Annotated in this window: 14 protein-coding genes; all 14 read left to right on the top strand. The window is 54.3% G+C overall.

The genetic code is table 11. The features are described from left to right. Positions 1 to 543: dCTP deaminase (gene dcd / locus ACETWG_12925; GenBank protein MFB0517489.1), on the top strand; the 543-nt coding region annotated here is incomplete at its 5' end. 19 nt (positions 544 to 562) lie between these two features. Beyond that, positions 563 to 1,420, top strand: a complete 858-nt coding sequence (ispH, locus tag ACETWG_12920) for a 4-hydroxy-3-methylbut-2-enyl diphosphate reductase (protein ID MFB0517488.1) — start codon at positions 563 to 565, stop codon at positions 1,418 to 1,420. Between the two features lie 173 nt (positions 1,421 to 1,593). Then, the gene (gene pdxS, locus ACETWG_12915) at positions 1,594 to 2,475 is read left to right on the top strand and encodes a pyridoxal 5'-phosphate synthase lyase subunit PdxS (protein ID MFB0517487.1); all 882 of its coding nucleotides are present in this window, start codon (positions 1,594 to 1,596) and stop codon (positions 2,473 to 2,475) included. Continuing rightward, a complete protein-coding gene (pdxT, locus tag ACETWG_12910) occupies positions 2,469 to 3,044 on the top strand; it encodes a pyridoxal 5'-phosphate synthase glutaminase subunit PdxT (protein MFB0517486.1) in 576 nt (191 codons plus the stop codon). Before pdxS ends, pdxT begins: the two co-directional genes overlap by 7 nt. Beyond that, positions 3,041 to 4,930, top strand: coding sequence for a 1-deoxy-D-xylulose-5-phosphate synthase (gene dxs / locus ACETWG_12905; GenBank protein ID MFB0517485.1), 1,890 nt, complete (start codon positions 3,041 to 3,043; stop codon positions 4,928 to 4,930). The genes pdxT and dxs overlap by 4 nt, the downstream gene beginning before the upstream one ends. A gap of 50 nt (positions 4,931 to 4,980) precedes the next feature. Beyond that, positions 4,981 to 6,654 (top strand): methylmalonyl-CoA mutase, encoded by a 1,674-nt coding sequence (locus ACETWG_12900; protein MFB0517484.1) that lies wholly within the window; start codon positions 4,981 to 4,983, stop codon positions 6,652 to 6,654. 22 nt (positions 6,655 to 6,676) lie between these two features. Then, positions 6,677 to 7,807, top strand: coding sequence for a YbdK family carboxylate-amine ligase (locus ACETWG_12895; GenBank protein ID MFB0517483.1), 1,131 nt, complete (start codon positions 6,677 to 6,679; stop codon positions 7,805 to 7,807). Positions 7,808 to 7,963: 156 nt separating this feature from the next. After that, positions 7,964 to 8,386 (top strand): cytochrome c maturation protein CcmE, encoded by a 423-nt coding sequence (locus ACETWG_12890; protein ID MFB0517482.1) that lies wholly within the window; start codon positions 7,964 to 7,966, stop codon positions 8,384 to 8,386. Between the two features lie 6 nt (positions 8,387 to 8,392). Then, positions 8,393 to 10,366, top strand: a complete 1,974-nt coding sequence (locus ACETWG_12885) for a heme lyase CcmF/NrfE family subunit (protein ID MFB0517481.1) — start codon at positions 8,393 to 8,395, stop codon at positions 10,364 to 10,366. After that, positions 10,363 to 10,848 carry a cytochrome c-type biogenesis protein CcmH gene (locus ACETWG_12880; protein MFB0517480.1) on the top strand — a complete coding sequence of 162 codons (486 nt, stop codon included), beginning with the start codon at positions 10,363 to 10,365 and terminating at the stop codon, positions 10,846 to 10,848. The genes ACETWG_12885 and ACETWG_12880 overlap by 4 nt, the downstream gene beginning before the upstream one ends. A gap of 1 nt (position 10,849) precedes the next feature. Next, complete coding sequence (locus ACETWG_12875) at positions 10,850 to 11,257, top strand: zinc ribbon domain-containing protein (protein MFB0517479.1); 408 nt, start codon at positions 10,850 to 10,852, stop codon at positions 11,255 to 11,257. Positions 11,258 to 11,270: 13 nt separating this feature from the next. Further along, the gene (gene ccmA / locus ACETWG_12870; GenBank protein ID MFB0517478.1) at positions 11,271 to 11,969 is read left to right on the top strand and encodes a heme ABC exporter ATP-binding protein CcmA; all 699 of its coding nucleotides are present in this window, start codon (positions 11,271 to 11,273) and stop codon (positions 11,967 to 11,969) included. Further along, positions 11,969 to 12,634 (top strand): heme exporter protein CcmB, encoded by a 666-nt coding sequence (locus ACETWG_12865; protein MFB0517477.1) that lies wholly within the window; start codon positions 11,969 to 11,971, stop codon positions 12,632 to 12,634. The genes ccmA and ACETWG_12865 overlap by 1 nt, the downstream gene beginning before the upstream one ends. Further along, complete coding sequence (locus ACETWG_12860; GenBank protein ID MFB0517476.1) at positions 12,635 to 13,324, top strand: cytochrome c biogenesis protein; 690 nt, start codon at positions 12,635 to 12,637, stop codon at positions 13,322 to 13,324. Positions 13,325 to 13,644 lie beyond the last annotated feature (320 nt).

Here is a 13,644-nt window from a genome sequence, read left to right as displayed (position 1 = left end):
CCGGATTACTGGATTGAGGAGATGGCCAGAAAGCGGGGTATGATCGAGCCATTCGAGGCCGGTCAGGTTAACCAGGGGACCATCTCATACGGTATTTCATCATATGGATACGATTTGCGGGTTGCAGATGAGTATAAAATATTTACTAACGTGAACAACAGCATCGTTGATCCCAAACAAGTGGACCCTAAGTCCTTTATTGATTTTAAAGGTCCGGTATGCATCATCCCGCCCAACAGCTTCGCTTTGGCTCGCAGTGTGGAATATTTCCGTATACCCCGGGATGTCATTACGCTCTGCGTAGGTAAATCAACTTATGCGCGGTGCGGCATAATCGTCAATGTGACACCCTTTGAACCGGAGTGGGAGGGCTACGTCACCCTGGAGATTTCGAATACCACCCCCCTCCCGGCGAAGATTTACTCCTTTGAAGGCATCTGCCAGGTGCTTTTTTTTGAAGGCAGTGGGCTGTGCAGGAAATCGTATAAAGATAAGAACGGCAAATACCAGAAGCAGGCGGGGATTACGCCAGCGAAGATTTGACGAAGTTGAGCAGCAGGGTATGGAAATTGTGATCGCCAAGGATGCCGGCTACTGTTTCGGTGTGCGGGATGCGGTCAACATGGCGTATGAGGCTGCCCGGACCTATGGCTCGGTGTATATGCTGGGTGATGTCGTTCATAACGAGCAGGTGGTTCGTGATCTGGCTGAGGCCGGAGGGAAGGTGGTGAGTTCGCTGGATGATGTCCCTGATGGTGCCTCAGTGCTATTTCGTGCCCATGGTACACCGGTAGCGGTATGGGAACAGGCCGAGGCTAGGGGCATCAGGGTCATTGATGCCACTTGTCCGTTGGTGCGAGAAATCCATAATGAAGTGCAGAAAATTTCCGCCGATGGCCGGCAGGTCATCATCATCGGGGACCATGGACATGATGAGGTGATTGGGATCGCGAGCCAGATTCCTAATCCTATCATCGTGGCGACTCCCGAAGAAGCCCAGACACTCAGGAAAATGAAGCGGGCCGCGGTGGTCTGTCAGTCTACCCAGATGATCGAGAATGTTCAGGAAATTATCAACATTCTCATGACCAAGGTTTTTGACCTGCGCTTTGTGAATACCATCTGCTTCCCTACCAAGCGCAACCATGAGCAGATCAAGCATCTGGCGGCTGAATCGGATGTGATGATTATCATTGGCTCCTTTACCTCAGCCAATTCTAAGCGTTTGACGCAGTTGTCCCTGGATCGGAACCCCCGGTCCTATCAGGTGACCTGCGGGGCTGATGTCAAGGCGGAGTGGTTCGAGGGGGCTCAAAAAGTGGGTGTTTCCGCTGGCGCCTCCACGCCCGACTACCTTATTGAAGAGGTGAAATCAAAGATTGAGGCCATCACGACAGCCCTGCATGCCGGCGTAGCCTGAGGTGGTGGCCTGACAGGTCCGGGAACGTGCGCCCCTTTACTTAGTAAAAGAGATTAGCACTGGGTTGAGAGGGCTTACACAGGGGAGATAAAGAATTGCTATTAAGGTGTGGGTGCCGTTTGTAGATTCGAGGCGGAGGATAGAGAGAACAACCGAAGGTCATAATAATCAATATGGAAAAGGGATCATTCGAAGTTAAAGTCGGCCTTGCGGAGATGCTAAAGGGCGGGGTGATTATGGACGTCACCACTCCCGAACAGGCCAAGATTGCTGAGGACGCTGGCGCCGTGGCGGTAATGGCCTTGGAGCGTATTCCCGCCGATATCCGCGAGGATGGGGGCATTGCCCGCATGTCCAGTCCCGAGGTTATCCAAGCCATTCAGAAGGCGGTGTCCATTCCGGTGATGGCCAAGTGCCGCATCGGGCATTTTGCGGAGGCTCAGATTCTGGAGGCGCTGGAAGTGGACTTCATCGACGAGAGTGAAGTCCTGACCCCGGCTGATGAGGAAAATCACATCTACAAGCACGATTTCAAGGTGCCGTTTGTCTGCGGTGCTCGGGATCTGGGGGAAGCCCTCCGGCGCATCGGTGAGGGTGCCGCATTAATTCGCACCAAGGGTGAGGCGGGCTCAGGCAACATTGTAGAAGCGGTGCGGCATATGCGCGCCATTCAGTCAGCCATCCGCCGCCTCACCGTGTTGGAGCCGAGCCAGCTCATGGCCGAATCTAAAGCGTTGGGTGCCCCGTATAGCTTGGTGGAACAGGTGGCCAAAATCGGCAAGCTGCCGGTGCCCAACTTCAGCGCCGGTGGAATTGCCACCCCAGCCGATGCAGCCCTCATGATGCAGCTGGGGGCCGAGGCGGTGTTTGTGGGTTCGGGCATCTTCAAGTCGGAAGATCCCGCCCCCCGGGCTCAGGCTATTGTGGAAGCTACCACATATTTCAATGATCCAGAGAAACTCAGGCAGATCTCCGCTGGTCTGAAAGGTGCCATGCGGGGATTGGATATGTCTGAAATCCCCCCGGAAGAGCGATTGCAGGAGCGCGGTTGGTAACCACCATCGGCGTTTTGTCCCTGCAGGGCGATTTCGCCCTACACATGGAGATACTAGTTAACTTAGGACAAATGGCAAAGTCTGTCCGTTACCCCAATGAGCTGGAAGACTTGAGGGGTCTAATTATTCCCGGTGGTGAATCCACCACTATTAGCAAGCAGCTGGATCGCAGTGGGCTCCGGGAGGCGGTGATCGAGTTTGCCCGGGAGCGGCCGGTGTTGGGCACCTGCGCCGGGCTGATCCTTATGGCTCGAGACCCTTCCGACACTCGCGTAATCGGTCTGAACCTTATTGATATGGTAGTGTCTCGCAATAGTTGGGGGCGGCAGGTCCATTCCTTCACCACCAGCCTGCAGGTGCAGGTCAATGGGCGGATGGACATGATTCCCGCGATCTTTATCCGGGCCCCACGAATAGAAGAAGTTGGTCCAAATGTGGAGATCCTGGCACGAATCGATGATGAGCCGGTCCTCGTCCGGCAGGGCTGCCACCTGGGTGCGACTTTCCATCCGGAGCTCACCCGGAACACACGCATCCATGAATTATTTTTGCAATCTGTGGCGGTATGATTGAACAATATCCGCTTCTCTCGACTGTTGACAGCCCTGCTGATCTGAAAAAGATCCCGCGGGATAAACTGCCCCAGCTGGCAGTAGAAGTGGCCGACCTGATCAAGACCGTGGTTCAGGATAGTGGCGGTCATTACAGCTCCCCACTAGGGGTGGTCGACCTGACCATTGCTCTGCATTATGTTTTCGATTCACCCGAAGATCAACTGGTCTGGGATGTGGGCCACCAGGCCTATGCTCACAAAATCCTCACGGGTCGTCGCGATGTTTTTCGCACACTGCGTTCCAAAGGAGGTATTAGTGGCTTCCCGAGCCGGTCGGAGAGTGAGCACGATGCTTTCGGCACGGGCCATGCCAGCACCGCCATCTCTGCCGCCCTCGGAATTGCGGAAGCCCGCCATCTCACGAACCGAGAGGGACATGTGGTAGCTGTGATCGGCGACGGCGGCCTCACTGGCGGCCTGGCCTACGAGGGGCTGAACAATCTGGGCTTCAAGAAGACGAAAATGACAGTGGTTCTCAATGATAATCAAATGACCATCTCCCCCTCAGTGGGCAGCCTCTCCACCTACCTGACCAGGATAGTTGCTAATCCCCTCTATAACCGAATCCGTGATGATATCTGGAAAGCTACCGGACTATTGCCCCTAGGGACTAAGGCTGTCCGCATCTTTTTCCGTCGTCTGGAAGAGGGACTCAAAAGCCTTATCACTCCCGGCCTGCTCTTTGAAGAGCTAGGTCTGCGCTATTTTGGCCCGATTAATGGTCACGACTACGATTCCATGATCTCGGTCTTTAAGAACGTCAAGAATTTACCCTACCCCACACTGGTTCATGTATTGACCAAGAAGGGTCACGGGGCCAAGGAGGCCGAGGACGATTCGCTGCACTACTATAGTTTGCCCGGTCGCAAGGGCGGCAAGCATAACGGCAAAGCGTCGCCTGACTATAACAAGGTCTTCGGCAAGGTAGTGCGGGAGCTGGCGGCCCGTGATGAACGCATCTGCTGTATTACCGCTGCCATGGAAGTAGGTACGGGCCTGACCGACTATGCCAGGGAATATCCTCATCGCTACTTCGATGTAGGGATTGCCGAAGGGCACGCAGTTACCTTCGCAGGCGGACTGGCGAGCCAGGGGACGCGCCCCGTGGTGGCTATCTATTCCACATTTCTCCAACGGGCCTATGATAATATTATCCATGATATCGCCCTCCAGAGCCTGCCGGTAATTTTCTGCCTTGACCGGTCCGGCGTCGTAGGTCCCGATGGGCCTACCCATCATGGAGTATTTGATCTGGCCTATCTCCGCATGATTCCCGGTATGGTGGTCTGCGCTCCCAAGGACGGCAACGAGCTCCGCGATCTCCTGTTCAGCGCGGTAGGTTATGACTGCCCGGTGGCTATCCGTTATCCCAAGGATGGCAGCATCAATTTTGATCCTGACGGACAGGCGACGATTATTCAGCGCGGGGAGTGGGAAATTCTCAGGGATGGATCGGACGTGACCTTGTTGGCTGTTGGGAGTATGGTGGTGGCGGCGCGGCAAGCAGCGGCTGAGCTGTCCCAGCAACATAATATCGATGCGACGGTGGTAAACTGTAGGTTCGTCAAACCACTTGACGAGGTGTTGCTTGAGCAACTGGCTGAGCAAGACGTGCCCATTATCTCTATTGAAGAGGGAGCTGTAACCGGCGGCTTTGGCTCTGCTATCCAAGATTACTTAGACCAGAGAGGTCAGCAGAATCATTTCACAGCGCTTGGCATTAAGGATGAGTTTGTGGAGCATGCGACACGGCAAGAACTCTTGGAGATGCTCGGGCTGACTCCAGCCCGAATTGTCGAACAAGTACTGAAACTTGTGTCGTCGATGGCTACCCAGAAGTAGCGATCGCTGTCTCTGTAACACCTTATCGTATTGAGTTTATAGGAGGGACGATGAGTTCATCCAGGAATGGAGGCATTTTGGCCCGGGCTGGAGCTGCACGGCGAGAGTGGGCTGATGAGGTCCAGAACTCCTCGGTCCGGGATTATAGTTTCGATACTGTATCCGGCCAGCCGGTGGATCTGCTGTACCTGCCGCCAGAACTGACCGATGAATACATGGAGCAACTGGGTTTCCCGGGGCGGTATCCTTTCACCCGTGGTGCTTATCCCAATATGTACCGCGGCAAACTGTGGACCATGCGCCAGTTCGCCGGTTTCGGCACCCCTGAAGAAACCAATGAGCGCTACAAGTTTCTCCTGAAACATGGCCAGACCGGGCTTTCGGTGGCCTACGACATGCCGACCCTCATGGGCTACGATGCCGATGACGATTTAGCCCTGGGTGAAGTGGGCCGTTGCGGGGTCAATGTCTCCTCGCTGGAGGACATGGAAACCCTGTTTGAGGGTATCGATTTGGGGGCGATCAGCGTTTCCCAGACCATCAACGGTCCGGCCTTTATTTTGCTAGCGTTCTACGTGGCCGTGGCTGAGAAGCAAGGTGTCCCCCGCCGCGAGCTCACCGGTACTCTCCAGGCAGATATCCTCAAGGAATACATCGCCCAGAAGGAATGGATTTTCCCGCCCCGGGAATCCATGCGTATCATCACCGACATGATCGAGTTTTGTACTGATAAGATGCCGCGCTATAACTCAATATCGGTGAGTGGGTATCACATTCGCGAGGCGGGAAGTACCGCGGTCCAGGAGCTGGCTTTCACTCTGGCGGATGGCTTCGCCTATGTGGAGCATGGTATACAGCGTGGCATGGATGTGGATGCTTTTGCCCCCCGCATCTCTTTTTTCTTCAATTCCCATCTGGACTTCTTTGAAGAGATCGCCAAATTCCGGGCCGCCAGACGGATCTGGGCCAAGCGGATGAAAAATAAATACGGTGCCAAGGATCCACGGTCCTGGCGTTTGAGGTTCCACACCCAGACCGCCGGCTGCAGTCTGACCGAACAACAGCCAGAAAACAATATTTCTCGCACCGCCTTCCAGGCTCTGGCTGCAATCCTGGGGGGCACCAATTCACTGCATACCAATGCTATGGATGAAACCATTGCTTTGCCTACGGAAAAGGCGGCTATGATCGCCCTGCGTACCCAGCAGCTCATCGCCTACGAGACTGGTGCTGCGAATGTCATCGATCCCCTCGCAGGCTCCTGGTTCGTAGAAGCACTTACCGACAGGATGGAAGAGCAGGGCGAGTCCTATTTTAAGAAAATTGATGAGCTGGGAGGCGTTATCGAAGCTATCGAAGCCGGCTTTTTCCAGAGGGAGATTGCCCAGGCGGCCTACAATTACCAGAAAGCGCTGGAGGCTAGGCAGCGGATTATCGTTGGCGTGAACGAGTTCGTCAATGAAGATGAAGTCTTGGATATCCCTATTCTGGAGATTTCAGAGGAAGTTGAGCGCTGGCAGCGGCAGAAGCTGCAGTCTCTGCGGGCCCGGCGTGACGGTGACACCGTAGAAGCTGCACTCGGGCACATTCGCGAAACGTGTCGTTCTTCTAAAAATATCCTTTATCCGGTGATTGAAGCGGCCAAGGTCTATGCCACCCTTGGTGAAATCGTAGCTGCCATGAAGGAAGAGCTGGGCGTTTGGATGGAAGATACCGTCTTTTAGTCGGTTTTAGTTCCCCAAGAATATGTCAAAATACGCCGATCTATTCACCCATGACCGGTGCTTTACGGTTGGGGTGGAAGAAGAATACATGCTTTGCCATCCCACTACCGGAGACCTGGTGCCGTGTGCTGACCGCGTTCTGGCTCATATTGACGAGGATGAGAAGGAACGCTTCAGTTATGAGCTCATTCTGTCGGAGATCGAAATCAACACGCCCGCTGCCCAGACGGTTTACGAAACCATGGACCACATCAGGCACTTTCGGCGGCGGGTCCGTGAGATCGGGGAGGAGCGGGGCTTCCGCATCGGGATCAGCGGTACGCATCCCACGGCCTTGGGAGCTGAACAGCGGTTCGTGGACAGTCCCGGATATCAGTGGGTCGCCGGTCAGCTCCATTACTATGCTCAACGGAATATCACTTTCGCCATCCATGTCCATGTGGCGGTTTCTGATGCTGAGACTGCTATCATCGTCACCAACGCTGCCCGCCGATGGCTGGCTCCCTTGCTGGCTCTGTCTACTAATTCGCCCTTTTTCCGAGCCCATAATACCGGTATGCTTTCAGCCCGCACGTTCCAGTTCGGGGCTTTTCCCCGGACCAATATCCCTGGCACCTTCCGCAACTTTAAGCACTTCCAGCAGGTACTGGAAACTTACCTGGCGATGGACTCCATCTATCTCCCCCGACAGATTTGGTGGAAAATCCGACCCCATGCCGGCTACGGGACAGTGGAGTTTCGGGTATTCGACATGCAACGTTCGCTCAAGCGCACTGAGATGCTTGTAGCCCTGGGTCAGGCCATCTGCCATCGCATCGTCGCGGAACTACCGGGTAACCATTTGCAGCAGGACTTTGAAATGGAATATCTCAACGATGCTCTCTGGAAGGCCACCCGTTTCGGTTTTGATGCGAAGGTGGCGGATCCCGGGGACCATCAGATCATGACCATAGGTGAGTCAGTTGAGAAAATGGTGGCTTACGTACGCCCCTCTCTAGGTGAGCTGGGCACCGAGAGCGTGGTGGCAACGGTGGAAGAGGTGCTTGAGCACGGCTGTGAGGCCCAGGAACAGCTGGCTGTGCATGCTAAAGAAGGATTCAAAGGGCTGAAGCTCATGCTGATGGATAAGGTCGATTATGGTGATGAAATCTGAAGATTCTTCATCAAAAATTCAAAATTTCTACACATGCTCTTTTCCGATAGGGAAATGGAACTATTTGTTAATTAAAGTGTTATAAACAAAGCAGGACTCTGAGATAGGGAAGTTGATTCGCATTTCAAGATAAATTTGCAGCAGGGAATTACACCCATGAAAAGTCAAAGAATAAAATTTGTGCTCCTGATTCTGGCCGTCGCTCTGGTCACTTTCGGTTGGATTATTATCGGTACTGAGAAGGAGGAGGTGCCCTACGTAAGTATCGCTGAATTGCACGCGAAGCAGGGCACCTGGAAACAGAACCGTTTCCGCCTGGGAGGGCTAGTGGAGGCCGGTTCCATTACCTACTCAGCGGACCGGCTGACCGTCGATTTTGTCATGGCTCAGGGTGATAACCGCCTGCCGGTCCATTATGAAGGTCTAACGCCGGATTTGTTCAAGGATGAAGCCGAGGTAATTATTGAGGGTGAATACCACGATGGGGTTTTCCTGGTGGATAACCTTATGACCAAGTGTGCTTCCCGCTACGAGGTTGAAATCGATAAGCGCGGCGTCGATAAGAAGGCGGATACTTAGTCTGCCATGATACTATTAGGCTCGACCTCCCTGCAGCTGGCTTTTATCTTTTGCGGTCTGGCTCTGGCCTTGAGCATGGCCTACCTGGCCAATCGCGACCGGCGGTTTTTTATCGGGGCTCAACGGGGACTCCTGGTCTCCACCTTTCTGATCCTGATCGCCACACTTTCCCTCGTTCATCAGCTTATGGTGAGCAATTTTGACCTGGGGTACGTAGCCCGCTATAGCAGTACTGCCACCCCGGCCATATATAAGTTTGCCGGATTGTGGGCCGGCATGGAAGGGTCTCTCCTGTTCTGGCTAGCCGTCTTGGGAGTGTATGTTTTCCTGGTGGGTTATATTAACCGCAACCGCAACCGCTCCCTTATGCCGCTTGTGAACATGGTAATGGCCATAGTAATGCTATTCTTCCTGATCGTTACAATTTTCTTTGAAAATCCCTTCACGCCCCTGCCCTTAGGTGCGATGGTGAAAGCCGGCGGTATGGGTCTAAATCCCCTGCTTCAGCATCCGGTGATGCTGATTCACCCTCCCATGCTGTACCTGGGATATGTAGGCTTCGTGGTTCCTTTTGCTTTTGCCATCGCGGCACTGGTCACCCGGCGTCTGGATGCCACCTGGATCCGTTCCACTCGCCGCTGGACCCTCGTTCCGTGGTTGTTACTGGGTATCGGCATCATCCTGGGTGGGCGATGGGCCTATGTGGAGCTGGGTTGGGGTGGCTACTGGGCCTGGGACCCGGTTGAGAACGCCTCCCTCCTGCCATGGCTCACCGCCACCGCCTACCTTCATTCGGTGATCATCCAGGAAAAGAAAAATATGCTCCGCCTGTGGAATGTGGTTCTCATTATGGCCACGTTCACACTAACCATATTCGGCACCTATCTGACCCGCAGCGGTATTCTCTCCTCGGTCCATGCCTTCGCCGCTACCAATCTGGGTATCTGGTTCTTTGGATTTGTTCTGTTTATTATTCTGTCCTGTGTTATTTTGGTGCTTCTGCGGAGAGACGAGCTGACTTCACAAAACCGTCTGGAGTCGTTTTCCAGCCGTGAGAGTGGGTTCCTCTTTAACAACCTTATCTTTGTGGCCTTGGCCCTGGCGGTGCTATGGGGCACTATGTTCCCGATACTGTCTGAGGCAGTGCGGGGCACCAAAATCACGGTGGGATCACCCTACTTTGACCGCATCACCACCCCTATCGGTCTACTGCTCCTGCTCATGATCGGTGTGGGCCCCCTCCTGGCGTGGCGGCGCTCGTCGTGGGGAACCTTGAGGCGCAACTTCACCATCCCGGTAGTGGCGGCTATTGTCACCCTGGCGGTGGACAGGCTTCTCGGCCTACGGCACATCTATCCCCTGCTCACCAGTGGTCTGGTCGCTTTCGTGCTGGTGGGTATTATGATCGAAGTCGTACGTGGTATTCGCGCCCGGTACATAGCCGGCGGGGAATCCATAATCATAGCTTTCAGGAATATGGTGGATAAGAATCGCAGCCGTTACGGTGGCTACATTGTCCACTTAGGGATTCTATTTATGTGTGTGGGCTTTATAGGCAAAGCGTTCTCTGTGGAGCAGGACCTGACCCTAGCGCTGGGGGAGAGTATGTACCTCAAAGGGTATGTCTTTACCCTTGACCGGCACTACATCGTGGAACGGTCAAATCACCGGGCCTTAGTTGCTGATGTTTCCGTGAGCCGGAAAGATAAACTGGTGACTGTTCTCCGGCCCGAAAAGCGGACCTATACCGATCAAAATGATCAACCCAATTCCGAAATAGCCATCTATTCCCGGCCTTTGGAGGATCTCTATGCGATTATAGGGGGAATGGACGCTGAGAACGACAGCGTTGCCCTGAAAATCATGATTAATCCCATGATGCAGATGATTTGGCTGGGGGGCATAATTCTGGTGATTGGCACCTTGGTGGCCATTTGGCCCAGCCGAACGGATCGGCTGTTGCAGGAGAGATTGGCATGACCCGCCTTTTTATTGCCATAGCCTTCGTTTTTTCGGTGGCGGTTGTCTTGGGCCAGCAAGACCAGTCCGGCCAGGTTGTGACCGGAACCGGTAAGGATGCCCTGCAACGGGAATTAGAGTACGAGATTATGGCTCCCTGCTGTTACGGCAGCCCGGTGGGGGATCACGATTCGGAGGCCGCCCGGCAGGTGAAAGCCCAGATTGCCCGGCTGCTGGCTGAAGGCAAGACCAAGGAGGAAATCCTTGATATATACGTGGCCATCTACGGCGAGCAAATCCTGGCCCGGCCACGACCACAGGGCTTTAACCTGCTGGCCTATATCATGCCAGCGGCGATCCTGCTGTTAGGTGGTCTATTGTTGGTCTATTTTATCAGCCGGATAAAAATCCCGGCTACCCAGGCAGCGCGCGTAGCTCGCAAGTCTTACAGCGACGAGTTTTTCAAAAGGATCGAGAAAGAAATGCAGGAGCTGAACATCTAAGATGGACGCGATCCTGGCCCCAATCATCCTTTTTCTGATCTTTATCAGCACTACCTATTATGTGCTGGTCCCTTTCCTCTCGAAGAAGGTGGTAGCGATTGGTGAGGAGGAGGCTACCCGGAACACTGCGTTGGAGCTGCGCAAGGTCAATCTCTACAAGCAAATCCGGGAAGCGGAGTTTGAGCGGGCGATAGGACGCATCAATGAAGAGGATTTTGATCGCATCCGATCAGATCTTATCACTGAGGTAGCGGAGGTCATCCAGCAGTTGGAAGGCCCGCCTGGTAGACAGGCACCGGGGGGAAGCTCAAGGACTGCTGCCGGGGTTTCCGAATGTCCTAGTTGCGGGGCGGCGGTTTCACCCGGGGACCGATTCTGCTCCAGCTGTGGCCGTGGTCTGTTAAACTAGCTCTCGATTCCTCTTGACCACCCTGTTCATCGCGGAGCACATCAGCAAGTCTTTCCACCTGCGCCCGGTGCTTCGGGATGTCTCGTTCTCCCTGCATGCCGGTGAAACCGTTTTGCTCTTTGGTCGTAACGGGGCCGGTAAAACCACCCTGCTTCGTATCCTGGCTGGCATCATGCGCCCCGAAGCGGGCACAGCCAATCTGAACGGACAGCCCCTCTTTACTCCTAACGGTCGCTGGCGAAAGGACATGATCTATCTGGGTCATCGCCCGATTCTTTATCCCGCCTTCACAGCCAGAGAAAATCTCATGCTCAGTGTCCGATTGCGAAAGCAGGTCTGGGACGAAAAGGCCTTCCACAATCTTATGGCTTGCTATGGACTCGCGGGCCGTGAGGATGAGGCCATACGGGTTTACTCTGAGGGGATGCTTCAGCGCCTGGGCTTGATCCGCTTGGAGCTAGCGGCATGGCAGGTAGCGCTCTTGGATGAACCATCCGCGGCACTGGACGTGGAGGGAGCAGACCTCCTCAGTGACACTATCGCGCGCTGGCGGTCTCAGGGCCGAACGGTATTCTTTACCAGTCACGACCTGGGGTGGGGTGCCACCCAAGCGAATCGGGCTCTTCTGCTGGACCTTGGTATCATCAGGCAGGAAGTAGCTGCTCCCAAGGCGGATATCCTTGTTTCCCATATGAAGTGCGGGTGTTCTTGATGGGCTCCTGGACCATATTTCTCAAGGATCTTCGCCTGGAGCTGCGCACCAGGGAAAGCTTGTCGGCTATGGTGGTATTCGCAGCGGCGGTTATTTTGCTCTTCGCCTTTGCCTTTGACGCTGCCCCGACCCGGTTCAGATCCTTCACGCCGGGCCTCATATGGATGACCTACTTTTTTGCGGCGGTACTGGGCTTGCTACGGACCTTCGGGCAGGAGAAGGAGCTGGAAGCATATTCATTGTTGCTCAGTGCACCGGTGGACCGCAGTACAATTTATCTGGGCAAAGCGGCGGCTTTCTTTCTCTTTTTGCTGGCGGCCCAGATAGTAAGTCTGCCGCTCTTCGGCTTGTTCCTGGACGTGCCCCTGTTGGCAGCTCCGGCCGCTCTGGCTCTCATTTTCGTCCTGGCCGACCTGGCTATAGCGGCGGTTGGAATCCTCATTGCTGGCATGAGCCTTCGTTCACCTGCCGGCGAAACGTTACTGCCTATCCTGCTGTTCCCCCTCCTGACGCCTCTGCTTATAGCTGCAACTAAAGCCACCAGTGCGGCCCTGGCCCGTCGACCGATAAGTGAATGGGATTTCTGGCTCATGCTCTTGACAACATTTTTTTTCCTGTTCGTCTTAGCGGGTACCTTCATCTTTGATTATATTTCGGAGCAATAGATGCAAGCCTTCAATAGCATACGTCACAACCAGCTCTTTCTGGCGGTGACGCTGGTGGCCGTTATCGTTAATCTGTGGTTGATTTATCGGGTGGCCCCCGTGGTTTCGGAACAGGAAATGGCCCAGAAGATTTTTTATTACCATGTGCCCTTGGCCTGGAATGCTCTCCTGGCGTATTTACTGGTGGCCGTGTCCGGCGTTGCTTACTTGGTAACGCGCCAGACCAGATGGGACCAATGGTCACTGGCCGGCGCAGAGGTAGGCACCCTGTTTGCCTTATTGATTCTTATCACTGGGCCTATTTGGGCCACGCCCATCTGGGGCAAGCCATGGAGCTGGGAACCGCGTCTCACTACAATGCTGGTTCTGTTTCTCATTTTCGTAGGGTACTTCATGGTTCGGGCCTTTGGTGGGCCTTATGAGCGTGCCTCTCGTTATGCGGCAGTTATCGGCATCCTGGCGGTAATTGACATTCCACTTATTCTCACCGCCGTAACCTGGTGGGCGCCAGAGGTGCAAAGTCATCCCCAGATGGAAATGGCCCAGCAATCTTCTTCCATTCTGCGAGTTTTTCTCTTTTCGCTCTTTAGCTTTACGCTTATCCTGATTTACCTTATTCTTTTCAGGCGGCATGTGGGCGCGATGGAATTCCGGCGGCTCAGGGGGTCGGAAGGAACAAGCGATGCCTAAATATCACGGCTTTCTTTTGGCCAGCATCATCAGCGTCTGGGTTGTGATACTGGCCTATGTGCTACGCACGTGGTTGCGGGAGCGCAAGCAGATTTTACAGCGATGAACCGACACTTATTCTCGGGAAACGGGTAGAATGCCATGGCAAGGAAGATTGTCCACGTCGTCGGTACCGGTACCATTGGTGAGCCACTCATCGGTCTTTTGAGTGACTACAGCGAGCAGCTTGGTATTGACGAGGTCACATTTCACAAGAATACGCCGCTGACCAGCGATCGGTCCAAGGTTAAGGACCTGATCAAACGCGGAGCCCGCCTGGC

Source organism: Candidatus Neomarinimicrobiota bacterium, assembly GCA_041862535.1.
Classification (GTDB): Bacteria; Fidelibacterota; Marinisomatia; order SCGC-AAA003-L08; family TS1B11.
Note: the sequence above shows the minus strand (reverse complement) of the source record. Positions and strands in the feature narration are given on the sequence as shown.

Excerpts from the sequence above, each read along its gene's own strand:
- ispH (MFB0517488.1), top strand. The coding sequence starts at position 563 with ATGGAAATTGTGATCGCCAAGGATGCCGGCTACTGTTTCGGTGTGCGG.
- pdxS (MFB0517487.1), top strand. The coding sequence starts at position 1,594 with ATGGAAAAGGGATCATTCGAAGTTAAAGTCGGCCTTGCGGAGATGCTA.
- dxs (MFB0517485.1), top strand. The coding sequence starts at position 3,041 with ATGATTGAACAATATCCGCTTCTCTCGACTGTTGACAGCCCTGCTGAT.
- ACETWG_12900 (MFB0517484.1), top strand. The coding sequence starts at position 4,981 with ATGAGTTCATCCAGGAATGGAGGCATTTTGGCCCGGGCTGGAGCTGCA.
- ACETWG_12895 (MFB0517483.1), top strand. The coding sequence starts at position 6,677 with ATGTCAAAATACGCCGATCTATTCACCCATGACCGGTGCTTTACGGTT.
- ACETWG_12890 (MFB0517482.1), top strand. The coding sequence starts at position 7,964 with ATGAAAAGTCAAAGAATAAAATTTGTGCTCCTGATTCTGGCCGTCGCT.
- ACETWG_12885 (MFB0517481.1), top strand. The coding sequence starts at position 8,393 with ATGATACTATTAGGCTCGACCTCCCTGCAGCTGGCTTTTATCTTTTGC.
- ACETWG_12880 (MFB0517480.1), top strand. The coding sequence starts at position 10,363 with ATGACCCGCCTTTTTATTGCCATAGCCTTCGTTTTTTCGGTGGCGGTT.
- ACETWG_12875 (MFB0517479.1), top strand. The coding sequence starts at position 10,850 with ATGGACGCGATCCTGGCCCCAATCATCCTTTTTCTGATCTTTATCAGC.
- ACETWG_12865 (MFB0517477.1), top strand. The coding sequence starts at position 11,969 with ATGGGCTCCTGGACCATATTTCTCAAGGATCTTCGCCTGGAGCTGCGC.
- ACETWG_12860 (MFB0517476.1), top strand. The coding sequence starts at position 12,635 with ATGCAAGCCTTCAATAGCATACGTCACAACCAGCTCTTTCTGGCGGTG.